This is a genomic window from Mesorhizobium sp. M0618 (assembly GCF_040320765.1).
Taxonomy (GTDB): Bacteria; Pseudomonadota; Alphaproteobacteria; order Rhizobiales; family Rhizobiaceae; genus Mesorhizobium.
The window spans coordinates 40,470-63,057 of the sequence record NZ_JAMYQH010000033.1; the positions used below are offsets into that span (position 1 = coordinate 40,470).

Below are 22,588 nucleotides of genomic sequence, written 5' to 3' on the forward strand. Positions count from 1 at the left end.
CATCCTCAACTTGGCGAGGCGATGTAACGCCCGGCTGAACCAGAATGGCGCGGCTATTGAGCATCGCCGATTGGATCGAACCTCTTATTTTAGCTTCGTGATAATCTTGTCTGGATGCTTGCAAGCGTCCATCATGCCGCCGTACATACGCTTAAGGATCTCGCCCATCACCGTACGAGCAGCAAACATTTCCAAACTCGATCTTGCAACTTGAGGCTTTGCCGTTACTGCATAGCTGCATTGCACAAAGTGTGTTTGCGCATTGCACAACTTTTAGCCATTAAGCTTACAGCTGATGCACGCGATTGTTTCCTCCCATTCCATCGTATCAGCTGTTCCCCTCTGAAGGTTTTGACTTTACATACCTCGGTTTTCCGATGGCCCTTTGTTTGGCGGTCGCCACGTCGTTAATTCGAACGCGGCTCGATCGCCGGTTCAGCCATCAGGCTTTGGAACCCGTTCTGCCCGGCCGACCCCTCCCGACAACAGTCTGACCTTCGCCAGCCTTCTACGGGCAAGCGTTCGCGCCAAAAGTTCAAAGCCGCGTCCGTAACTCGACGATGAAAGCCAATGTCATCAGGTCGAGCAGAAACTCGTCGATCGCATGTGTGAGCGCATCAGACTTTTGTCCGAACTGAAGGAGCAGGGCGCGCGCGTCTTCGATCGCGGCCTGCAATCGTGTGCATCTATCAGGGAACTGATCCTGTCAAAGATCTGCAAGCGTCCTCACTTTTCGGAAGCCACACTCAGCATCGAACGCCGCTGATGAGTGAGTTTCCAACGAAAGAACAGGGTAACGTTTCGCGAAAAATCGCTCGGCAGCGCGTCGAACGAGCATGATGCCTCAAATGACATGTGAATTCCGGCTCACCAACATGTCGTCGAAGGCGAGTGAGCCGGCCATTTCTGCGTCCCGGCCGCCTGACAACTGGTCAGGAGGAACTGTGGCCACATTCGTCGTAGGCAAATGGGCCATCTATTCTTAAGCCGCCACGGTTCAGCCTAGATTACATGGGAAGCGACAATAACGGAAAGAAAAGGTTCGCAAAATGAGTAGGGTGGCTGGATTAAACGAAGATTTGGCTGCACCAACGACCTTTGGGCCACTTCTGCAGCCGACCTTTCGTTCGATCTGGCTCGCCACGCAGGTTTCAAGCCTCGGCTGGTTGATGCAGACTGTCGCCATCAGCTGGCTGATGGCAACGATCTCGACTTCCGATCTGATGGTTGCGTTGGTTCAGGCTTCATCGAACCTGCCCGCTTTCGTCTTGTCCGTTTTTGCCGGAGCTCTCGCCGACAATTTCAGCCGGCGCAGGGTGATGTTCGCCGGTCGGTGCCTTATGGTGACTGCCTCCGCGATGCTGACCGCATCGGTGGCGCTGGGCTTTGTCAGTCCGTGGATGATCCTCGGCTTCAGCTTCTTGATCGCAAGCGGCGGTGCTCTCAACGATCCGGCCTGGCAAGCGTCGGTTGGCGATATTGTGGATCGACGCGATGTTCCCGCTGCCGTCACCCTGCTTTCTGTTGGATTCAATACCGTCCGGACTGTGGGCCCGGCGCTCGGCGGCATTGTAGTTGCCTCGTTTGGCCTTATGGCGGCATTCGCGGTGACCACGCTCACCTATTTCGTACCCTTGGCCACTATTTGGCGCTGCAAGTGGAAGGTTCGTTCTTCCCCTCTTCCACGCGAGTCGATGAGGACGGCGATCTATGACGGGCTGCGCTTCACGGCGATGTCATCGGAAATCAAGGCCGCGATCGCGCGCGGAACCCTCTTTGGCTTGGCGAGCATCGCCATACTCGCGCTGCTGCCGGTGGTTGTCCGCGATCAGCTGGGAGGAGGCCCGCTCGCCTATGGCGCGCTCATGGCCGGCTTCGGGACCGGAGCCGTCTTCGCTGGCCTCTCCAACAGCCTGTTCAGACGGAGCTTGTCGCAGGAGCGGCTGATGAGGCTCTCCTGCGTCGCCTGCGCGGCGTGCTCACTTTCCCTGGCACTGACAACTTCGATCGGGGTGGCGGCAATTGCACTCGCTTTGGGCGGCGCGGGTTGGGTCACCGCCTGGTCAGGGGTCGGTGTGAGCGTGCAGCTGGCAAGCCCGCGCTGGGTCGTGGGGCGCACCATCTCGATCTACTATGCTTTGATAGATGGTGGCATCGCGCTCGGCAGCTGGGTGTGGGGCACGGTGGCCGAAAACCATTCGCTGGCCCTGGCGCTGGAGGGTTCCGCTGCCTCCCTGATGTTCGTCGCTGCAGCCGGCGTTCTGTTTCCTCTTCGCGAGCGCCGCGACTCAGAGCCCGATCCTCTGGAGGAATTCGATGCCCCGGCTGTCGCTCTCAATCTGAAGCCGAGAAGCGGCCCGATCGTGGTCAAGGTCGAATATCTGATAGCCGAGAGAAATCTCGAGGCTTTCCTCGACCTCATGCGGCAGCGGCGTCATGTACACAGCCGGGTCGGTGCGCGGAATTGGACGCTCCAGCGGAACTGGCAGAAGCCACTGCAATGGACGGAAACGTTCCGCACGCCGACCTGGACGGACTACCTTCGCCTCAATCATCGTCTGACGGAAGTGGACAAGGAACTGGACGAGCGTGTCTTCCAGTTGCACGCGGGAGAGGAAGCGCCTCAGATGACACTTTCCATCGAGCGACCGACAAGCTCGGCCCGCAAGCCCGAGCACTCAGCTTTTCGCCATCCCCGTCATTGAAGCCCGGCCGGCACAGAAAACGCAATTCTTGTATATCGCGCTCAAACCGGTGCGGGAGACGGACAATCCACCAAAATTCGATGATGGGTGGCAGAGAAGAACCCCAGGCTGAGAGTGCGACCGATCGGTCCCCACGGTGAAGCGGAGCCTGGGGCTACAGCGGCACGCGACTATTGCCGCGTGTCACCTTTTGAATTTAAAGTCTTCCTCAGTCCGCCTCGCTGATCCGGGCCAACGCTATCTTGAGGTTGGCATTTTGTCCCGCCAGCTCGCTGAGACGATCACGTTCGGCGGCGACCACATCCGGACTGGCGTTGGCAACGATGCACCAGCGCGGAGCGTGCTGTTGCTGGAAGCAGGAAGGCATGATCGGCCAAGCCGGGAGAGGTGCTGCCGGCAGTAGCGAACGGGCTGCTGCGTCAGCTTGGTGTCTGGACACCGTTCGCCGAGGCCGGCTTCGTTGAAAATCGTGCGCTTGTTTCGGTGTGGGCCAATGAAGTTCCCAGCGAGCGGCACGGCATGTTTTCCGCTCAAGGTGCCGGCTGGCAGCTCGACCGGACGCGATTCGACCGGCTGATGGTGCAGGCGGCCAAGGCGGCAGGTGTGGACACGCGGTTTGGCTCGGCCGTGGGTTCGGCAGTGCGCGACGATCAAGGCTGGCTGCTCAAGCTGGCCGATGAAGCTATCGTTGCCCGCGCACGTGGTTTGGGCGACCGGTCGCAGTTGGAGGCCGGCGCGATGTTTCGGCGCCAAGCTCACCATGCACGGACTCTTGCCGCCTACACACGCTTTTTCGACCGCGCACCGGGCGATTGCAGCATGGTCGTCGAGGCGCGTCCCGAAGGCTGGTGGTACAGCGCCGACTTGCGCGTGCCTCACCGATCCGGATCTGGGCAGCGAACTGCGCAAAGCCGGACATTGGTACCGCGCTTTAGCCGCAACGCAGTCCATCGCGCCGCTCGTGCCGCCCAACGCAATCGAGACCGCCAGCATGATCAAGGCGGCGGGAACCGCAACGATCGATCCCGCCGCCGGTGACCGCTGGGTCGGCGGGCGACTGCCTGTTCTGTGCCGATCCACTGTCATCACGCGGGATCGTGCATGCACTCCGCTCAGGGATCCTGGCGGCCTACGCGGCATCGGACATGCTGGACGGGCGTGGCGATTCGCCTGCGCCCGCTATGCAAAATCGCCACACGCGGCTTTGCCGATTAGCTCCCGGCGCTGGCTACCCACTATGCAGCCGCCGCGCGATGGGACACGCCTTTCTCGCAGCGGCGGCGCAGCCATGTCTTCCACGCGTATAGCATCGAAGGAGGGAGGTCAGAGGTGGTCTCGGGACGGGGTGCTCGGCATTTATGAACCGACCGAGCGCCAGCGAGTGGTCGTCGGCGGGCTCAATGGCGGCATCAGGTCAGGGAACTCGACCTCCATGATCATCTCCGATTTAATTCAAATTTGTCTGTATATATTGACGATTGCACTACCTTCACCTCGTAGACGGCAATGCGGGCGGGTAGAGAGGGTTCTATGATATGATAAGCGATTTTTCCGCCGCCCGAGTGCATTTAGATCGAGCGTATGACTACCTTTGTGGGGATGACCCGATGAGTCAAAGGGGCCGCGAAGCCTTGGACCTGCTAATTGAGGCGGTTGCCGTCGAAGAGTTCAAGCAGCCAGGCCAAAGCGCTGAGGTGCTAAGGTTTCCGATCGGGCGCCGCTGCTGAGGTAATCTCCACGGCCGCCATGTAGCCTCGCGGGTGAGGCGCTCACGGCAGGGACTCGCCGCCCCGTGAGGGCCCGGAACGAACGCATTGGCAAACGGAAAGCCCACTTGCCAGACCAGCGCCCGGCCGGCGTGGCAAGTAGGCCGGCGGTTCCAAGCGGAGACATTGATGCCGGACTATGTCGTGCTTTGCATCGCATTAAGCTGCTGCGGGATATACGTAACGCCATCCCTAAAAACATCGAATGCGGCAGCGACAGCGCGAATCCCAAAGCGATGCTCCCGCCGTACGCGGACAAAGCCGTTTTCGAAGTCCACTATCCCGTCCTTGGCCAGCATGGCCAAGCGCTCAGCCGAATCGCGAAGACGGATCGGACCAAATCCGTGGGCGACACAGATTGCCGGCACGTCAGCCTCGAAATCGCACATTAATCGCTCGATAATTGCGGCTCGCACGCGGTCGTCGTCTGTGAGGCGATGGCCCTTCGATGTCGCCAGTCGGCCAGCTGCGATGTGCCGGATGTAGGAATCCCGTGTAACTTCGTTTTGAACGTATCCTTGGCCGATGCGGCCGATAGCCGACGCGCCGAAACCGATCAGGGTTCTGCAGGTATCGGCCGAGTAGCCCAACGAGTTACGTCGCAGGCGACCTGTTTCCTGTGCCAGCGCGAGCTCGTCGTGCGGCAAGGCGAAATGGTCGAGCCCGATCTGTCGGTAGCCGGCGGCAATCAGCGTCACGGTGACAGCCGCATACTGTTCAGCGCGGGCAGCGCTGTCGGGAAGAAATTCCGCCTCGATGAGGCGCTGATTCTTTATTTGGGATGGGATGTGCGAGTAGCCGAACAAGGCAAGCCGGTCGGGGCGCATGGCGACCGCCGCCCTCACTGTTTCGACGCACGACTCCACCGTTTGACGCGGCAGGCCGTAGATGAGGTCGAAGTTGATGCGGCTTACTCCATGCCGGCGCAGCATTTCCACGGCAGCCGACGTCTGGGCCTCGCTCTGGATCCGGTTGATCGCTTTTTGAACAATGGGATCGAAGCTCTGTACGCCCAGGCTCGCGCGGTTCACGCCGGCCGCTCCCAAGCCTTCCGCCATCTCGGGCGTGAGCGTGCGTGGATCGATCTCGATGGCGACCGTAGCTGTTTTCGAGATGGCGAAGCGGCATCGCAGGAACTCCATCAGAGCGAGGAACTCGGCTGGTCCGATGAGAGACGGCGTTCCGCCGCCGAAATGTATGTCGCTCACGGGCAACGTCTTCGGCACTCGCACCGAAACCAGACGGATCTCGTCACGCAGCGCCGCCAGATAGTTGAGGATGGGCGCATCACGGCGGGTGATGGTGGTTGGGAAGCCGCAATACCAGCAGGCTGATCGGCAGAACGGAACGTGCAGATAGAGTGACACCGGATCATCAGCCGGCAGGTTCCTGAGCCATTCCTCATAAGCCTCGGCGCCGACCGCCCCAGAGAACTCCGACACAGCCGGATAGATAGTGTACCAAGGCAGCCGGGCCTCTAGAAATTTCGTGGTCTGCAACGGTCACCGTCCCATGCTGATAGCATCCAACCTTACCGCTGCGCTCGCCTGCGTCTTTGCGCTATGTCAGTCCGTTCCGCTTTGGGCTCGAAATTTTTTAGCAATGGGCGCCGTTCAGTCTTGGCTGGACAGCGATGGTCTGAGCGCACTCGGTCAGCGTGGTGTTCCCGCCGCAACCCTCACGCGCACCGTTTTGTTCCACCGTACCTTCCCTTCATCTGCGCGTGGGAGATTCTTCTGAGCGCAGATGCCGCATCCGGCGAGACAATACGGTGTTGGGACCAGACTTTGCTCGCCAGCTAGCGCCGCCCCATAGTGATCTCTGCCATCTCGATGAGCTCGTTGTGTGAATTGCTGGCAAGAAGCATTAGCTGTGGCGCGCCGCTTTCAGGACGAGAACCTGCTCGACGCGACCGTCAGGTCCGCCGCACTGCCAAGGCTAGCGCCTACTGATTCAGTGGTGCAAGGCTGCGGCGCGTGGTTATCGACCATCAGCTCGCCAAAGTGACGGCGTCGTACCGGGCGGTGGCCGCCGCATGATGCCTCAACGGCGGGGCTCACAGCAAACAATGCCGTCGCCATTAAGCCAAACTGTCGCGAAGCGAACAGACGAGCCGTAGCCGAAAGATTTGCCGTTCCTGCTTGGGTGGATCCGCAAGGCAAAAAGAACGGAAGCGGGAACCAAGGTCCGCCCGCACATTTGAGCTTCAAGCCGCAGCTGGGTCGTCAGGATGGTACGTCATTTGCAGTAGTACCCTTTGTAAGGCCCACCGCGGAGGTGAAAAGGGGTGATTGTATAAAAATGTTGTATGACCGTCCGGGAGTGATAACTGCTTAATATATGTGACAACAAGTCTCAGTCACATTCTAAATTCTCCTGAGTATTATCACGACAGGTGCAGCAACACTCCTAGAATTCAGCTTGATGCGCTATCAATCGTTTGCTTAGCAAAAATCATTTATCGGTCTCGATTCCTTTTACTATTTAGACGGAGATCAACAATGACCATTGGGAGCCTCCTCCTCGGCTCAACTGCGGCACTGATCGCCGCTTCCGACGCTCGCGCCGTGATCATCGCCCCCGAGCCTGATCCCACTGAGTACCTCAAGATCTGCGACGTCTACGGCTCCAGCTACGTCTATATTTCAGGCACCGAGACCTGCCTGCGCATCGGCGGCTATCTTAGCTACTACGTGGGCTTGGGCGATGTCGGATTGTTTTACCACGCAAGAACCTCAGATGTGAGGACTGGTGAGGATCAGGGTACATGGCAAAACAACACGCGCTTCACACTGAAAGCTTGGACCGGCCAGGAGACCGAACTCGGCACGTTGAAGACCTACACCGAAACCCGCGTGAATTTCGGTAACCGCCACACTTCGGTTTCGGACAGTTCTCGGTCCTATGCCTTCAACGGAGACAGCATCTTGACTTTCGCCTGGATTCAGCTTGGTGGCCTCCGAGTTGGTAAGGACTGGTCGGCCTTCGACATGTTTATTGGCGGCGCGGGTGACGTACTCAACCAGACGCCGGTTCCGTACGGCGCTTTGGATACCAATGTGGTCCAGTACTACTTCGACGCCGCGAACGGCTTTTCCGCCGTGGTTTCGCTCGAAGAAGGCTCAGGCGTGGTGGGCACAATCGACAACTACGCTCCGCACATAGTCGGCGGCTTGAAATACACACATGGCTGGGGAGTGATCACCGGCGTTGCTGGTTATGATAGCAACTACGAATCGGTAGCCGCCAAGGTCCGTGTCGACATCAATGTCACCAACGAACTGTTGCTGTTCGGAATGTTCGGCTACGGTTCCAATGGCAAGCTCAACGACGACTCCATGAACGCGATCGACGCTCATGGTCGCGGCTTCTATAAGATTTGGGGCGGGAACTGGGCTTTCTGGGCTGGCGCCGCTTACGAGGTCAACGAGACAACTTCGTTCAACCTTCAGCTCTCGGGTGATCAGCTCAAGAACTATGGTGTCGCTGCGAACGTCGCCTATGCGCTTCTTCCAGATTTCACAGTTACGGCTGAACTCGATTACGACCGCTACGGAGGCTCCGCCGTCGGAAAGGTGAAAGCTTCCGAAGTGAACTGGGCCAATGCCAACAAGAAGAGCAGTGTCGGCGGTATCCTGCGTTTCGAACGCTCATTCTAATGCGATGAAGCGTTGAGCTCCGAGGTCCAGTTGATGCGCGGACATTTCCCCTACATTCCGTTGATTGTGGATGCACGGCTCGGACGGCCGTCGTACGCTGCGACCGTCATGGAGCTCAGGTTTGACGCCGTGCTCCTGAACACGGCGGTCCCGAGGGCGGCCGATCCGGTCGGCATGGCGCGTGCGTTCGGCAAAGCGGTCGATGCCGGTCGTGAAGCTTTCAACTCGGGAATGCTCGAACCGCGCTACCCACCGACGATCGGCAGGGCCGTCTTCTCATGAAGTCGTCGACGTGCCGGCTGGATTGACCGGCTGGTGCCGCTCGGCGTGAGTCTGGTGCAGCTCCGGATAAAGGATATGGACGAGAAAGGACTGCAGACGGAAATCCGCTGCGCGAACGACGCCTGCGCGGTCCATGGTTGCCAAGTGAGCGTCAACGACTATTGGCGCACGGCAATCGAGGAAGGCTGCGACTCGTCCATCTTGGTCAAAAGGATTTGGCTGCCGCCGATGCTGACGATGAAATACGTCGGATTGAAGCTCGGCCTTTCGATCCACGATCACACCGAACTGCGCCAGTGGCCGAGCCGGAGTATGTGGCGCTCGGCCCAGTCTATCCAACTAGCCTCAAGAAGATGAATGGGCGTCGCAAGGGCTCGAGCGGATCAGCGAGTGGAAGCACCAGGTCGCGCCGATCCCATTGGTCTCCATCGGCGGCCTCAACCTGACCGGCTCGAAGGCGTTTTTCGAGGCTGGCGCCGAAAGCGCAGCCGTGGTCACCGACCTTGCGCTGAACGACGCCCCAGAAGCGCGCACGCGAGAATGGATCGAAAGACAGAACAATAGCGCTGGGGCGAGAACCGCATGTGCTCGTTGTTGTAGGGTCTGATTCCCGCGGTGGGGCTGGAATTGCCCGCGAGATCGAGACGATCGCTTGCCTTGACGTGCGCACCTGCCTTGCTGTCAGCGCGCTGACGGTGCAAACCCAGGAAGACGCCTTGGAAATCCAAGTTACGCAACCCGGTCTGGTGGCGGATCAGATGCGCGCTGCGCTTCAGGCTAACAGAGTGGCCGGCACCAAGGTTGGCATGCTCGCAACAGCTGAGATCATCGTCGCTGCGGTTGCCGCTGTGCTGCGCGAATATCGGGCGCATATCGACAGTCCAGATCCGGTGCTGGCTTCCACGTCAGGCGAGCGCTTCTTGAAGCAAGCGCCATCCCGCATCATGAAGTAGCATCTGATGCCGCTTGCCGTGTCGACACCCAATGTCATTGAACTGGCGCTGCTTGCCGGCTCACAGCTAGCGGCCAATGAGGTCGGCGCGCTTCAAGAAGGACCACAAGCCATCCCGTCTGCTGGACTACTCCTCCACCATTCGAGACACGGATGGTTCCTATCCAGACAATTGATTTTATCAATCTGCGACAATACCGCATAGCGGCGCCGGCGGAATGATCACCGGTAGCAAGACGAGCTGTTTTCAGTGGCCTGCAGGACGCGCACCGCGACCGAGGTACAAGCCAGCTCGTCTGCAGCCATGTTCGGATCGGCCCGCATCGGTGCGGGATTGCCGGCGGAACGCTCTATTCGTGCAGCTGTGACGGCAGTCATCTCACCGGGGCCATCCTGCCGATGGATGGCCGGCAGTCGGTGCAGCATGGGCTGACACTGTTCACGGAATGAAGCCGCTCGCGCTTCGGACGTTTGAAATGGAGGACATTAGCTTGGAACCGATCAGTCTCGACGAGCTTCTGGCCAGCGTCGGCAAGGAAGTCGGCGTGTCGCCGTGGCGGGTGGTCTCGCAGCGGATGATCGACCAGTTCGCCGAGTCCACCGATGACCACCAGTTCATCCACTGCGATCCGGAGCGCGCCAAGCGCGAGACGCCGTTCGGCGGCACCATCGCACATGGCTTCCTGTCGCTTTCGCTTTTGTCGGCGATGACTTTCGAGACCATGCGGCCGCTCGAAAACTGCAAGATGGGTGTCAACTATGGCTTCGAATCGCTGCGCTTCCTGGCGCCGGTGAAAACCGGATCGCGCATCCGCACCCGTTTCGTACTGGCCGACGTCAAGGTCAGGCCGTCGGGCTGGGTGCAGACGGCGCTGGGCGTGACGATTGAGATCGAGGGCTCGAAAAAGCCGGCGCTGACCGCGCGCTGGTTGACGCTGACGCTGATCAAACGCCAGCCGGAGGCGGCCTGAATTGTCAACGAGCGTCAGCAGAGACGATCTTCACGTGCCGGGGCGATGTAGGCGACCAGTGCGCACCGATCGGCAACGCGGCCACGGGGGTCGGCTAGATAGAGTGGCAGGAATGCCTAATCGGGGCTCCGTCTCGGAAGGGGCGTCGATGTATCCGAAGCGCTTCGGCTTTCGGCGCGTGCATTCCTTCTTCACGAAGGTCCATGCAGAATTCCCGACCACGGGGTCGAAAGATCGGCTTGTGATCGGAGTGGGCAGATCCTCCCCGACTGAATCTGCCAATAGGGTGTTATCGAGTCAACCGGGTCGAACTTGAGGTCGCGGGTGTCGCTGATCGGCTGCTCGTCGAGCTCGAGAGCTGCCAGCTAAAGGCAGAACACGGCGATGCCAAGAGCTCCGCAGTTGATGTGGACGCCCAGAGCTGGGAGTACAGACCGACGAGTTCCCGGCGGGCGAATTTGCCATTGGTAGCGCGCCAGACCAGTCGCGAGAAAGCCTCGATGAGAAGGCCCCGAGCCGCGCGCGGCATCGACTACGTTTGGCGAGAGGCCTTCGAAGACGAGAGCGAGTGTAAGATGGACGAGCTCGACACGCATATCGCGCAGTCCCTGCGATCACGCCTTGTCCGCGGCGCTCGTGCGTGCGAACTGTTGGTAGATCGAGCTGACTAGATGAACCGGGATGGCATTAAAGCGGAACTGGAAGAGACGCCCTGGCCGAACTAAGCAAGATCAATCCAGCCATCGCTAAAAGGTAGGCGAACACGAGGCGTTCGGACTCCGTGCCGCTGAAATCCTCAAGTTGAATCGGCCGGTCGTTGGAGCTAATCATCACCCGCTTGGCTTCCAGAGCTACGGAGCGGGTTGATTACCTGAACGTCCTCGAAGTCCTTTTCATTGTCGGTCACTACGACACACTCGTTGGCTTCGGCTACAGCGGCAATGATTGTGTCTAGGGCGCTCCGCGAACGGCCTCTGGCTTTGCCGTTGGCCATCAGCCGCGCCCACACGAGGCCAGCTTTCTCGTCGAACGATAGCACGCGGCCAGCGAACAGCGCTTGCGGGCCTTCGGAGCCCTCGAACCAAGTTTCAAGGCTGCTGCGCGTTTTCCCCTTCGGCTTCTCTAGGATGACTCGGCGAATTTCGGCGACAGTAAGCGAAGCAATGAAGAGGTCTTCGTCCTTCTGCGCGCCCATCCAGGCCAGCAACGAGCCCGAAGGCTCCGGCTTTATGACGTTGCTGATGATATTGGTATGAAGAAGGTAGCGCGTCACAGGTCGATCTTGCGCCCCTCTTCGCGCGGCCGGCTGAGGTCGAGATTGGAGCCAACCAGAGGCGAGCGACGCAACGCGGCGAGAATGCTGCCCGCTTTCGGTGGCTCACCCGCCACGGCTTGCTGTATGGTCCGACGAAGCTGTCGGGCATCCGGCCCGCTCTCCGTTAATTTTCGGGCAAGAGTTCGCAGTAGATCGCGGTCTGCGTCGAACGCCAGGATCTCGAACCGCGCGATGCCGCGCTCAGCCAGGCGAGAGCGATAATTCTCGATGGCTCTCTTCTGTGCAGTGTTGCCCATCGCGTGCCTCCGTTCTCTATCCGGATATATAGCCATGGCTTCTTCGGAGCACAAGGTGCCCCGTCATCGGCCAGCATGGCTCCTGCGCGACGCGCGTCATTGATCACAAAGAATTTCCATCTTGTCGAAGCACTGTGACTTGGCATCATTGTCGCGAAACGGAGTATTTCGCGTCAGGACAGGAACGCGATCATAGCGCGACCGAAACGTGCAACAGCCGAAAAGCTTCGTGTGGTCGCCGGCGCGGCCCGCGAATCGGCTGTGCCTGCGTCGCCGAAGCCCGATCGACGCTTCGTCAATCTGGTCCGGCTGCTGGCGCGACAGGCCGCACGGGATTTCGTTCAAGCCGAAACGGATAGCCAAACCGACCGCGTCCCGGAGTAAGGGGCCGCCTCATGAAGGTCGCGCTTGGCGCTCGCTACTCAACTGACAATCACCGAGACGCCTCGATCGAGGATCAGTTGCGGCTCTGCTGCTTGCGTGCTGAAAAGCAAGGCTGTCGTCGACAGCAATACCCACCGCGCGATCTGCGGCGCGTCGCTGTTGCTCCCGGCCTTCAGGAGCTGATCAGCGATGCGATGCAGGGCAAATTCCTGATCGTGCTCGCAGAGGCGATGGATCGCTGACCATGACCGCTGCAAACCGGGAGCAGGCCAGGCTGGGCAAACGTTGCAACAGATCCTTCAAGGAAATTCATAGACTCTTAGCAACTCCGGCTCGCTGTGAATGGTAGGCTTTTGCAACGTCTGAGGTCAGTGGTTCCAAACCGTGGCCCCGCTTATCTTCGACTCGCCGAACTGCTTGCAATTTCGGCTAAAGGCCCAAGAAGAGCGCCCATTTGTTTGTTCGACACAGGATATCGCCGGTCGTCACGGCCACCGAGATTTGTCCGGTCGTTGGACACCCTTCGAAATCTGCAGCTTCTGTGGAGAACGCGAAATGAGAAATTCGGTAGGACTTGGTCCTGAGCCATGATGACACTGGTTAGTCGCCTACGCATGGCAGCGCATCCAGACCGCCTTCGAATCCTGGGCCTTTGTGCGCATGCGGACCTAACTGTCTGCGAGCTAGCGGAGATTCTGGGCGTGTGTCGAGAGCGGGTTGCGCGACACGTCCGGCTGCTCGCCAGAGCCGACTTTCTTTGCTGCAACGAACAGCCTCCGTGGCGCTCGTACCATCTCAACGCAGGATCCAACGACGGCGGGCTGGTTCAATTATTGGTCGATCTCCTGCCCCATCGCGACGGCTATCATAAACAGGACCTGCAGCGGCTCGAAGCGGTACGAGACACGCGGCCGAAGGGGACCGCGTGCTTGATCGTGAAATAGGTCAATCCAATTGGAGCGCGAAGCTACCATGGACAACTCCGCAGACGGTGCGATCGCACAGCCCGACACCCACGGGCGGTCTTCCTTGGCCGCGGTTGATTGCCGCGTTCACGAGCTGCTTCTGAGACAGGAGCGGCAGGAGCGGACGACCCTCAAGCTCATCGCCTCAGAGAACTTTGCGTCCTCGGCCGTGCTGGAAGCGAACGGCTCGATTTTCACGAACAAGTACGCCGAGGGGTACCCCGGTGCGCGCTACTACGCTGGAAACGAGATCGTTGATGAGCTTGAGAATCTAGCCATTGAGCGCCTGAAAACACTATTTGGCAGCGAGCATGCCAACGTCCAGCCTTATTCCGGCTCGCCGGCCAACCAGGCTGTCTATCGTGCGCTTTTGAGTCCCGGTGACAAAGTCATGGGCTTGCCCCTTCCGGAAGGGGGCCATCTGACTCATGGTTGGGCCATCAACTTTTCCGGTACTGACTATCAACGCGTGCCCTATGGGTTGGATGAAACGACACAGCAGATTGACTATGACCGCTTGCGCGAGACAGCCAAGCGGGAACGGCCGCGGCTCATTTGGGTCGGCGGAACTGCTTACCCGCGTGTCTTTGACTACGCGGCAATGGCAGAAATTGCCCTGGAAGCGAACTCCTATCTCGTAGCCGACATTGCGCACATCAGCGGCCTGATTGCCGCGGGAGCGCACCCGAATCCCGTGGGCCATTGCGACGTGGTCAGCAGCACGTCCCACAAGTCGATCCGCGGTCCCCGCGGTGGCTTCATTTTGTCAAGGAACGAAGATCGCTATCAGGCCCTGTATCATACAAAGAGCAAATACAATCTCGCCAGACGAATAGACCGGGCGGTCTTCCCTCACCTGCAAGGCGGGCCTCACATGAATGCCATCGCTGCGCTAGCGGTTGCCTTGCACGAAGCCGCGAACCCGTCCTTCCGAAGCTACGGCCAACAGACGGTCAAGAACGCCAAGGCTCTGGCACATGCACTGCTTGAGCGAGGTCATGACCTGGTGACCGGGGGGACGGACAATCACATGCTGATCCTTGATCTTCGCAATCGGCCACTATCGGGCAAGGCCTATGCCGAGCGACTAGCAAAGGCAGGAATTATCACAAACTTTAATATGGTGCCTGGCGACCCGCGGGATCCGGCGGTCACAAGCGGAATTCGCCTGGGGGCACCAGCAGTGACGTCAATGGGCATGCGCGATGTGGAAATGGAGCAAATTGCTGGCTTCATTGACTCCGTCCTCCAGCGGCCAGACGACGAAGATCTCCATGCCTGCGTGCGAAGAGACGTTGCCGACTTGTGCGCTGCGTTCGAGGTCCCGGGCATCTCCAACAAGTAAGGTGGGCCAAGCAAAATGCCCATACCACATCCAACACCCGAAGCGAGGTATTCATGGCTAGGCAGTTCGTGTTCTCTTCCGAATCGGTTGGCGCGGGGCACCCGGATAAGTTGGCCGACAACATCTCGGATGCCATCCTCGATGCCATCCTCCGCACAGATCCCAAGGCGCGCGTCGCCTGTGAAGCGTTGGTAAAATCAGGGATAGTCGTTCTGGCTGGCGAGATTACCAGCGATGCCCAGGTGGATTACAGCCAAGTTGCGCGCGATACGATTCTCGACATTGGGTACGACGACGAGGCCGTCGGCTTCGACGGCCGGCGTTGCTCCGTCGTCCATGCCCTCACCGAGCAGTCGCCCGACATCAGCCAAGGCGTTGACGAGGGAAGAGGGCAAGACCTCCAGCAGGGAGCGGGAGATCAGGGCCTCATGTTCGGCTACGCATGCCGCGAAACCGATACCCTGATGCCTTTGCCGATCCAGCTCGCTCATCGCTTGACGAAACGGCAGGCGTATGTCCGGAAGGCACAGCTTGGCTGGTTGCGTCCTGACATGAAATCCCAAGTCTCAGTGCGCTATGAGGGGTTGCGCCCGGTCGCCCTGGATACCATCGTCGTGTCGACGCAACATGACGAGCAGGTCTCGCAAGAGACTGTCCGCGAGGGCGTCATTGAGGAAATCATAAAGCCTGTCCTGCCTACCCACCTGGAGACGGAAGGCATCAGAATTCTGGTCAACCCGACGGGGCGGTTCGTAGTCGGCGGGCCGCGCGGCGACTGCGGTCTCACTGGACGCAAGATCATCGTCGATTCCTATGGCGGGATGGGTCGTCATGGCGGCGGCGCCTTCTCGGGCAAGGACCCGTCCAAGGTTGACCGCTCAGCTGCCTATGCGGCCCGCTATGTCGCAAAGAACATCGTCGCCAGCGGACTTGCGGACGTGTGCGAGGTGCAGCTTGCTTACGCAATCGGCGTGGCCAGTCCGGTTTCCGTCATGGTCAACACGTTCGGGACAGCCAGGGTTGAGGAAAGCAGGATCGAGAGCCTCATTCTCGAGTTGTTCGATCTCAGACCGAAAGGCATTATCAAGATGCTTGATCTCTTACGCCCTATATACCGCAATACAGCGACCTATGGCCATTTCGGCCGTGAAGAGCCTGATTTCACCTGGGAGAAGACAGACAGGGCGGACGAATTGCGTCGCGAGGCAGGACTCGCCGCCCCGTGAGAGCCGCCGGCGAACGGAAAGCCCATTTCCACCGGGCAGAGCCGCGCCTGGCAGGCGTGGCAAGAAGCCGGCCCGGGTTTTTTGGCGGAGACATTGATGCCGGATTATGACGTGCTCTGCATCGGCAATGCGATTGTCGACATCATCGCCCAGTGCGAGGAGGAATTCCTCGAGACCAACGGCATCATCAAGGGTGCGATGAATCTCATCGACACGCAGCGCGCCGAATTGCTCTACAGCCGCATGGGCCCGGCGATCGAGGCCTCCGGCGGCAGCGCCGGCAACACGGCGGCAGGTATTGCCTCCTTCGGCGGACGCGCCGCCTTCTTCGGCAAGGTCTCCAACGATGCGCTGGGCGAAATCTACGCGCACGACATCCACGCGCAGGGTGTCGCCTTCGACACCAAGCCGCTCCAGGGCGAGCCGCCGACGGCGCGCTCGATGATCTTCGTCACCCCCGATGGCGAGCGTTCGATGAACACCTATCTCGGCGCCTGCGTAGAGCTCGGACCGGAGGATGTCGAGGCCGACAAGGCGTCCGGCGCCAAGGTGACCTATTTCGAGGGTTATCTGTGGGACCCGCCGCGCGCCAAGGAAGCCATCCGGCAGACGGCGAAACTGGCGCACGCGGCCGGTCGCGAAGTATCGATGACCTTGTCGGATTCGTTCTGCGTCGACCGTTACCGCGACGAGTTCCTCGACCTGATGCGTTCGGGCACGGTCGACATTGTTTTTGCCAACAGCCACGAGATCAAGTCGCTCTACCAGACCTCGTCCTTCGACGAGGCGCTGGCCCAGATCCGCAAGGATTGCAGGATCGCGGCGGTTACCCGCTCCGAAAAGGGCTCGGTTATCGTGCGCGGCGACGAGACCGTGGTCATCAAGGCGACCGCCATCAAGGAACTGGTCGACACGACGGGCGCCGGCGATCTCTATGCCGCCGGTTTCCTGCATGGCTACACGCAAGGCCGCGACCTGCAGACCTGCGGCGATCTTGGGTCACTGGCGGCCGGATTGGTAATCCAGCAGATCGGCCCAAGGCCAAGGCAGAATTTGCGCCGCGAGGCGGAACGGGCTGGGTTGCTGTAGATGCGCGGGCAACTAACCAGCTGCCCTACTGACGCGATCATCGCAGTGGCCGAACTGTGTCAAGGCTCGCTGATAGCGACAGCCATTCGCTTCGGAGAGATGCGTGAGCCCATTCCCGCTCAGCCGGGCCAGCCTGAGCGCTATGACTGCCGCAACGGCACCGTCAATCTGTTCGTCTTCCTCGACGCACACCGTCCCTGGCGCCGGGTGAAGGTCACCGACCGGCGTACCAACCAAGACTTCGCCGAGTGCATGCTGAGTTGGTCGACGTCGACTATCCCGAGGCCTCGATTTTTCCGGGTGGTGATGGATAGCCTCCCCACCCACTCAGTTGGGGCGCTTTACGACGCCTTCCCCGCACCGGAGGCTCGCCGGGTGCTGAAGCGGCTTCAGTTCCACCACACGCCAAAACACGCCAGCTGGCTGAATATGGTGGAAATCGAAATCGGCGTCCTGCGCAGCCAATGCTTGGACAGTCGCATCGATGACAAGGAAACGATCCTCGCCGAGGTCGCCGCTCGGGAACAGCGGCGCAACGCCGAAGGCGCTCAGATCCAGTGGATGTTCACTACCGAGAAGGCTCGCGAAAAACTCTGCAAAGCCTATCCCGTCAGCGAGGCATGATCTCTGTGGAACGGTACTAGTCCATGCGAAGGAGAAAAATCCCTGGACAGAAATTGAAAATGGCTCTTGGTATTGCCAACAACTTCGAATCAGTCGATGGCCTCTAATCGAACGATTGGCATAATGACCCCCATCCAGAAGACCAATGTTCCGCTCCGCATCCTCATTTTGGGCGGTACCGGCTTCATCGGAGCCCACGAGGTGCGCTACGCCGTCCAGCGAGGACACACCGTGACCGTCTTCAACCGCGGGCTCGGGCAGGCAGATCTCCCTCCAGGCGTCCAGTACCTGCGCGGCGACAGGAGCAACGACCTTGACTCGCTGAAAGCCGCGTCATGGGACGCCGTCATTGACAACTCCGCCACCGACCCGGCTTGGGTCCGCTTGTCTGCAGAGTTGCTGCGGGATCGTGCAAAGCTTTACATGTATGTGTCCTCCACCGGCGTCTATTTCCCCTACGTCACGACGGACATTAGCGAGGCTGTGAAGCCGGTTTTGATAGAGAACCCGTCCAATGGGTGGAGCAGCTTCGGCGTACGCAAGGCGCTCTCGGAGATCGAGGTCGAAAAGGCCTTCCTCGGGAGAACTATCATTGTGCGGCCTCACTACATCGTCGGCCCGGGGGACACTACGTACCGCTTCCCCTATTGGCCGCAGCGGGTCGAGCGCGGCGGCGAAATACTCGCGCCCGGTCGTCGGACGGACGCCGTACAATTTGTGGACGTGCGCGATCTGACCGAGTGGATGATCCGGATGGTGGAACTGGAGGCGACCGGCACTTACAACGTGGCGGGTCCGCGCACTCCGCTGTCGATGACCGATTTCCTCACCGGGGTGCGCGCATCCCTCGGTGTCTCTGAGAACGACGTACGCTTTACCTGGATCGACGACTATGACTTCCTGGAGGAGAATGGTGTAGACGAGGTCGTGCCTTGGGTGCCGCTGTGCGGCGACGCTCTGGGCTCCGCGAGCATCAACTTCGACAAGGCCCTAAGGTCTGGACTCACCCACCGCCCTCTTGCCGAGACGGTGCGCGATACCCTTGCCTGGTGGAATTCCAGCGCGGTGCCTCCAGGGCGCAGGGCCAAGCCCGATTTCGCGCTTACGCCGGAGAAGGAAGAGGGAATGCTCGCAGCGTGGAAGGCGCGAACGGTGGCTGATACAGAAAGATAAAAGGAATGTGCAGACGATCGCTGCTCCGAAGCCAGAACAGAAGTGTTCGCCACATGCGCGGCGTCTATCTATAAAGAGAGAAGCGCTTATTGATGTTTATGCCATCTGGCATCGGGATCCACAGGTTCTCAATCTCGCGCACCTTGCGCGGGAAATCGGCGACCACACGGATGTCTTTCATCTGACGGATCTCTTGTTAATGCGGCAGGTTGTCTCGGCGGCGCAAATGCCGAATACCGGGTGTGAAACTAGACTAGCTGCCCGCATCTGGCTCCCCGAAGACGGGCGGCTTCAACGGGCTCCAGGTCGCCGCCCGCCGCGCTTAAAACCGTGATCACACTGTGCTCAACCGACGACCGCTATAATGACGACATCCATTATCTCGGCCGCGCGCAGATGCGTGACAATCTGACTGGGACACTACCGCCTGGGCCATCGCCATGGCGCCCCCGTCAATCTCACGCATCGGCATGACGATCTCGAGTTCCAGCCAATGCAGCCAGCAATCCCGAATCGGTGGCTTCGTCGCCTATGCTGCCTGCGAAGAATTCAAGCTAACGTTAGACCGTACGCATACGACGAAGGCCGCATGATCGGCACGCGCGCGTGGGCGCGGCGGGCTCTATGATGGCGATGCGTGAAGGTCAGGCGGCCTGCTGGTCGGCGGACTTGTCGGTTCGCGCCGGCACTTCCAATGCCAGGGCAGTAATTCGTGCAGACCGAGCGGGAAGATCGGCAATGCGGGCCAGGACATCGGCGAGCCGGCTTTCGGGTCGACGTCGTAAGCATAACGGCGGTGCGGTCGGCGCCGCGCTGGGAACCGGCGAAGGTGCCGTCGTCGATGAAGCGGGCGAAGTCGGCCCATGTAGTTGATCGGCTTCAGATAATAGGCCCGCAAAAGCGAGATTTGCGAAGCTCATCTCCATCAGCAACATCGACAAATTGCGATCCGTAAAATGTTTGCTTTGGCTTTCCCCAGTTGACGCCCATCCCCATACCCCCACCGCTATCCGTTTCTCCCTCAAACATCCCTCGGTCTAGACGGGAACGCCAATCTAGAAGACGAATGGCTATGGCCAGACGCGATTCAGGTCCGCTCTTTTTCAAGGGGCTCGTTCGATGCCAAACCGACTTTGTAAACAGTAGCGCATCTCCCAGGTCAAATTCGTCTTCCAACTTATTCTCCTCGAAAACTTCCTCCAGTAGGCTCGACGTAGAGAATATTTTTTGCAGTGGTGATGACATGACGCTAATATCTCCACCCTTGCGCATCTTCTTTGAAAGCAAACTTGAGAGCTGAAAATTGAAAAGCCCAGATAATAGGCTCTCTGGGATGTAAGCCATACCCCCGCCCCTATCCGGATCGATCCTATTCAAGGGAACCCAGATGCTGTATCCTGGATCGACTGGCCGAATGAAACGGAAGCTGAGAGAGTCGTAATGCCAAGTGAAGCCGGTCTCGCCTTTGCTCAATTCGAAGGCCAGACCCTCGCTCACTATGAGCGGGTCACCGATAAGGCCGACCACTGCCTTGCGGAATGAGTTGGCTGTGTAGATGTGTCGCAACGCTGTAGTCTGCCCTAGGCCATAGGTCAGCCGCTTGAACCCGCTTCCGTATTGTGTGTCGAGGTCGGACGCTGACCTGATGTTCAGCAAGGCCGCCTCTCTGAGAGCCTGTATGCAGGCGGGACTAAACAATCCGTTGATCTTCAGGAATCCGTTCTTTTTGAAGCTTTCGCCCTGGTCCAAAGGAATATCAACCGCATTCACAAAGCGGGTGTCATTTGCATCAACGGTATCATGCAGGGTAGACATGGCCACGCATGCTCCTCGAGGTTTTGTATGAAGGGGGCCAAAGCAAATGCTAGAATCCGCCGAATTGCAGAATCCCTATCCTTTTGGAAATCGCCAAGGATTTTTGTAGAGAGAGGTACGGCGCGTGGAATCCCGACACGACCAACGGATGATCACGGGGCAACTTGTCAAAGCCTGCGGCTGAACCTCGGCAATTTGCCGCTGAGCAAAGACAGACTGATACACCGATGCATTCGGATTCCGTCGTAGCGTAGTCGAAGCACACTTCGTCGCCAGAAGCGATTTGACGCACAGCGATAAAATCGTACGCTCCGAGATGATTCGGAACTATAGCTAAATTGGGATCGCAAGAATGATTTAAAATGACCACTGGCTCCTCGAACAAGGCGTGGACATTCCAATCCAGTTGAATGGAGTTCGTTGTCCGACTACGCTCCATGCGAGCAACTACCCCTTTAACAACAATTTCTCCAGGCAAAAGATCCAGAGCTGCGAATACGCCTCGCCCCCTAGCGCCACTGCTATCAATAACTCTTGCGTTGCGGGCATTGAGTTGTCGTGCGCAAGAGACTTCATCTACCAAGATAGACATCGACATGGGAATCCTTACTCCTCACAATGAGCATCGGTTTGCTGTGATACAAGTCGGCGTCGCTTCCGACATCAATGAACGTCTCAAAATTTATGCCAATCTGGCTATCGAGCGAAAAGAGATTTTTGGCTGCTTTTCAGCGTTCAGGCTGGAGCAAAACGAACAACTGAATAGGCCTTTGTACCGGGTCCGACAAACGCGAGGAGTCAGGGCCCTGTTCGATCGCCGCGGCACATCGCCAAATCGCAGCAGCGGGTTGCGTGCGTCAAGTTCAGCAAAAGGTGATGTGGTCGTCCGCCACAGACTATTGGCTGCATGAAGGAGTGCCCTAAGTGTCTCCTTCTTGTGCTTCGCAAATGGTCAAATGGTCGGTTGTGTGCGTCAAGTTCTGCAAAAACGGGGCGGCCATGAAGCTGGTCATGCAGCTTGGCGCAGAGCGAGCTTCTTGTGCTCGCACAGGTCGTCCATGTTGATGTATCGCTTGCGCGAGCGCGAAGAGAAGCGAGTGACCCTCGGGCGACACGGTCCAAAAAAACGCAACAGGAGCTTGCCCCCAACAAACCCAATCAGAGAAGCCTGCGAGGGTCTCTCACAGTGCACCCGAAAACACTACGGGGCCAAGCTGACGGAGAACGGCGAGTAAGGTGAAGTCTACGACCGAAAGGCGCCCATCGACGATGAGGGACTGATACCAAAGGCTCTGAGGGCTGACTGTCTAGGGGTTCCCGCCTTGATTGATCCGTGATTCCTTGTCGCGAGGAGCATTCGGGCGATGCGATTAGCGGTGAAGGTACGGACGGACTATTCGGCTACGGCTTCGGCAACTGGCGACGGCAGCGAAGGACGTCAACCAGAGCAGGCGCTTGTTGTCGCTGGCTGCGGTCATGGACGGGATGAGCCGGGAAGATGCTGCACGGATCGGCGGCATGGACCGCCACACGCTGCGGGACTGAGTGCATCGCTTCAACGAGGATGGCCCTGAAAGACTCAAGGATGCCTGGTATGGCGGAAACACGCCGCGCCTGTCGCCGGAACAGAAGGCCGAACTGGCGCAAATCGTCCAGGCAGGATCGGACCTTGCGGTTGACGGCGTGGTGCGCTGGCGTCGCATCGATCTGCAGCGCGTCATCGCGGATCGTTTCGGCGTCCCCTATGACGAGCGCTACGTGGGCAAGCTGCTAAGGGACTCGGCTTCTCGCACATGAGCGCGCGACCGCGCCATCCGGCGCAGGATGCCTGGATCGTGGAAGAGTTCAAACAAACTTACCGCGCACGCTAAGCGCCCACCTCGCCGACCTGCCGAAGGGCAAGCCCGGCAAGGTGTGGTTTCAGATGCTATGAGTGTGAATCGGCCCTTTAATTGCGGGTGATTGTCAATCCGAGTTTCGCTCTGTCATCGCCGGGGTCATTTCCTTTCCGAGGTCGAGTGCCTCATGATGATGTTCGGGTTGGGCGCCTCAGCGTGTGC

21 protein-coding genes and 4 pseudogenes are annotated in these 22,588 nt (G+C 59.2%); 18 read left to right on the plus strand and 7 right to left on the minus strand.

Going from position 1 to position 22,588, the window contains the following annotated elements; translation table 11 throughout:
• Nucleotides 1-535: 535 nt before the first annotated feature.
• The gene (locus tag NKJ04_RS27745; RefSeq protein WP_352678434.1) at nucleotides 536-676 is read right to left on the minus strand and encodes a hypothetical protein; all 141 of its coding nucleotides are present in this window, start codon (nucleotides 674-676) and stop codon (nucleotides 536-538) included.
• A gap of 373 nt (nucleotides 677-1,049) precedes the next feature.
• Between NKJ04_RS27745 and NKJ04_RS27750 the strand changes: the two genes are divergently transcribed.
• From NKJ04_RS27750 to NKJ04_RS27760, 3 genes are all read left to right on the plus strand, one after another.
• Nucleotides 1,050-2,705, plus strand: a complete 1,656-nt coding sequence (locus tag NKJ04_RS27750; protein WP_352678437.1) for an MFS transporter — start codon at nucleotides 1,050-1,052, stop codon at nucleotides 2,703-2,705.
• A gap of 387 nt (nucleotides 2,706-3,092) precedes the next feature.
• Entirely contained in the window at nucleotides 3,093-3,743 is a 651-nt protein-coding gene (locus NKJ04_RS27755; protein ID WP_352678440.1) for an NAD(P)/FAD-dependent oxidoreductase, read from the plus strand.
• A 497-nt stretch (nucleotides 3,744-4,240) separates the two neighbouring features.
• Nucleotides 4,241-4,432 carry a hypothetical protein gene (locus NKJ04_RS27760; RefSeq protein WP_352678443.1) on the plus strand — a complete coding sequence of 64 codons (192 nt, stop codon included), beginning with the start codon at nucleotides 4,241-4,243 and terminating at the stop codon, nucleotides 4,430-4,432.
• 176 nt (nucleotides 4,433-4,608) lie between these two features.
• Here NKJ04_RS27760 and hemN read toward each other — a convergent pair whose 3' ends face one another.
• Nucleotides 4,609-5,970 carry an oxygen-independent coproporphyrinogen III oxidase gene (gene hemN / locus NKJ04_RS27765; RefSeq protein ID WP_352678446.1) on the minus strand — a complete coding sequence of 454 codons (1,362 nt, stop codon included), beginning with the start codon at nucleotides 5,968-5,970 and terminating at the stop codon, nucleotides 4,609-4,611.
• A gap of 1,002 nt (nucleotides 5,971-6,972) precedes the next feature.
• Between hemN and NKJ04_RS27770 the strand changes: the two genes are divergently transcribed.
• From NKJ04_RS27770 to NKJ04_RS27795, 6 genes and pseudogenes are all read left to right on the plus strand, one after another.
• Nucleotides 6,973-8,130: a porin gene (locus tag NKJ04_RS27770; protein WP_352678449.1), complete on the plus strand. Its 1,158-nt coding sequence runs from the start codon at nucleotides 6,973-6,975 to the stop codon at nucleotides 8,128-8,130.
• Between the two features lie 18 nt (nucleotides 8,131-8,148).
• A pseudogene (locus NKJ04_RS27775) lies at nucleotides 8,149-8,412 on the plus strand (thiazole synthase); the annotation flags it as partial.
• Between the two features lie 54 nt (nucleotides 8,413-8,466).
• The gene (locus tag NKJ04_RS27780) at nucleotides 8,467-8,769 is read left to right on the plus strand and encodes a hypothetical protein (protein ID WP_352678492.1); all 303 of its coding nucleotides are present in this window, start codon (nucleotides 8,467-8,469) and stop codon (nucleotides 8,767-8,769) included.
• Nucleotides 8,770-8,824: 55 nt separating this feature from the next.
• On the plus strand, nucleotides 8,825-9,019 hold the full coding sequence (locus tag NKJ04_RS27785; protein ID WP_245261429.1) for a beta/alpha barrel domain-containing protein: 195 nt from the start codon (nucleotides 8,825-8,827) through the stop codon (nucleotides 9,017-9,019).
• Nucleotides 8,997-9,365: a bifunctional hydroxymethylpyrimidine kinase/phosphomethylpyrimidine kinase gene (locus NKJ04_RS27790; RefSeq protein WP_245271027.1), complete on the plus strand. Its 369-nt coding sequence runs from the start codon at nucleotides 8,997-8,999 to the stop codon at nucleotides 9,363-9,365. The genes NKJ04_RS27785 and NKJ04_RS27790 overlap by 23 nt, the downstream gene beginning before the upstream one ends.
• A 475-nt stretch (nucleotides 9,366-9,840) precedes the next feature.
• Complete coding sequence (locus NKJ04_RS27795; protein ID WP_031194149.1) at nucleotides 9,841-10,335, plus strand: MaoC family dehydratase; 495 nt, start codon at nucleotides 9,841-9,843, stop codon at nucleotides 10,333-10,335.
• An 823-nt stretch (nucleotides 10,336-11,158) separates the two neighbouring features.
• Here NKJ04_RS27795 and NKJ04_RS27800 read toward each other — a convergent pair.
• Complete coding sequence (locus tag NKJ04_RS27800; RefSeq protein ID WP_352678453.1) at nucleotides 11,159-11,608, minus strand: type II toxin-antitoxin system VapC family toxin; 450 nt, start codon at nucleotides 11,606-11,608, stop codon at nucleotides 11,159-11,161.
• Nucleotides 11,605-11,907 (minus strand): hypothetical protein, encoded by a 303-nt coding sequence (locus NKJ04_RS27805; protein WP_023778360.1) that lies wholly within the window; start codon nucleotides 11,905-11,907, stop codon nucleotides 11,605-11,607. The genes NKJ04_RS27800 and NKJ04_RS27805 overlap by 4 nt, the downstream gene beginning before the upstream one ends.
• 395 nt (nucleotides 11,908-12,302) lie before the next feature.
• Between NKJ04_RS27805 and NKJ04_RS27810 the strand changes: the two genes are divergently transcribed.
• The 7 genes and pseudogenes from NKJ04_RS27810 (at nucleotide 12,303) to NKJ04_RS27840 (ending at nucleotide 18,713) form a co-directional block, all read left to right on the plus strand.
• On the plus strand, nucleotides 12,303-12,533 hold the full coding sequence (locus NKJ04_RS27810; RefSeq protein ID WP_352678456.1) for a recombinase family protein: 231 nt from the start codon (nucleotides 12,303-12,305) through the stop codon (nucleotides 12,531-12,533).
• A 372-nt stretch (nucleotides 12,534-12,905) separates the two neighbouring features.
• The gene (locus NKJ04_RS27815; RefSeq protein WP_245260337.1) at nucleotides 12,906-13,235 is read left to right on the plus strand and encodes an ArsR/SmtB family transcription factor; all 330 of its coding nucleotides are present in this window, start codon (nucleotides 12,906-12,908) and stop codon (nucleotides 13,233-13,235) included.
• A 28-nt stretch (nucleotides 13,236-13,263) separates the two neighbouring features.
• The gene (glyA, locus tag NKJ04_RS27820) at nucleotides 13,264-14,601 is read left to right on the plus strand and encodes a serine hydroxymethyltransferase (RefSeq protein WP_352678459.1); all 1,338 of its coding nucleotides are present in this window, start codon (nucleotides 13,264-13,266) and stop codon (nucleotides 14,599-14,601) included.
• A gap of 53 nt (nucleotides 14,602-14,654) precedes the next feature.
• Complete coding sequence (gene metK, locus NKJ04_RS27825; RefSeq protein WP_352678462.1) at nucleotides 14,655-15,827, plus strand: methionine adenosyltransferase; 1,173 nt, start codon at nucleotides 14,655-14,657, stop codon at nucleotides 15,825-15,827.
• A 96-nt stretch (nucleotides 15,828-15,923) separates the two neighbouring features.
• Complete coding sequence (locus tag NKJ04_RS27830) at nucleotides 15,924-16,916, plus strand: adenosine kinase (RefSeq protein ID WP_352678465.1); 993 nt, start codon at nucleotides 15,924-15,926, stop codon at nucleotides 16,914-16,916.
• Nucleotides 16,917-17,009: 93 nt separating this feature from the next.
• Nucleotides 17,010-17,540 (plus strand): annotated as a pseudogene (locus NKJ04_RS27835) (transposase); the annotation flags it as partial.
• A 123-nt stretch (nucleotides 17,541-17,663) separates the two neighbouring features.
• Nucleotides 17,664-18,713, plus strand: coding sequence for an NAD-dependent epimerase/dehydratase family protein (locus NKJ04_RS27840; RefSeq protein ID WP_352678468.1), 1,050 nt, complete (start codon nucleotides 17,664-17,666; stop codon nucleotides 18,711-18,713).
• Between the two features lie 644 nt (nucleotides 18,714-19,357).
• On the opposite strand, the pseudogene NKJ04_RS27845 reads toward NKJ04_RS27840, so the two are convergent.
• The 3 genes and pseudogenes from NKJ04_RS27845 to NKJ04_RS27855 form a co-directional block, all read right to left on the minus strand.
• Nucleotides 19,358-19,577 (minus strand): annotated as a pseudogene (locus tag NKJ04_RS27845) (IS66 family transposase); the annotation flags it as partial.
• Nucleotides 19,578-19,592: 15 nt separating this feature from the next.
• Nucleotides 19,593-20,528: a phytanoyl-CoA dioxygenase family protein gene (locus tag NKJ04_RS27850; RefSeq protein ID WP_352678471.1), complete on the minus strand. Its 936-nt coding sequence runs from the start codon at nucleotides 20,526-20,528 to the stop codon at nucleotides 19,593-19,595.
• A 49-nt stretch (nucleotides 20,529-20,577) separates the two neighbouring features.
• Nucleotides 20,578-21,126 (minus strand): SET domain-containing protein-lysine N-methyltransferase, encoded by a 549-nt coding sequence (locus NKJ04_RS27855; protein WP_352678474.1) that lies wholly within the window; start codon nucleotides 21,124-21,126, stop codon nucleotides 20,578-20,580.
• Between NKJ04_RS27855 and NKJ04_RS27860 the strand changes: the two genes are divergently transcribed.
• Both NKJ04_RS27860 and NKJ04_RS27865 read left to right on the plus strand, forming a co-directional pair.
• Nucleotides 21,125-21,439 carry a hypothetical protein gene (locus tag NKJ04_RS27860; RefSeq protein WP_352678477.1) on the plus strand — a complete coding sequence of 105 codons (315 nt, stop codon included), beginning with the start codon at nucleotides 21,125-21,127 and terminating at the stop codon, nucleotides 21,437-21,439. The two genes, NKJ04_RS27855 and NKJ04_RS27860, sit on opposite strands and share 2 nt — an antisense overlap.
• Before the next feature lie 453 nt (nucleotides 21,440-21,892).
• Nucleotides 21,893-22,452, plus strand: a pseudogene (locus NKJ04_RS27865) (helix-turn-helix domain-containing protein); the annotation flags it as partial.
• Between the last annotated feature and the right edge of the window lie 136 nt (nucleotides 22,453-22,588).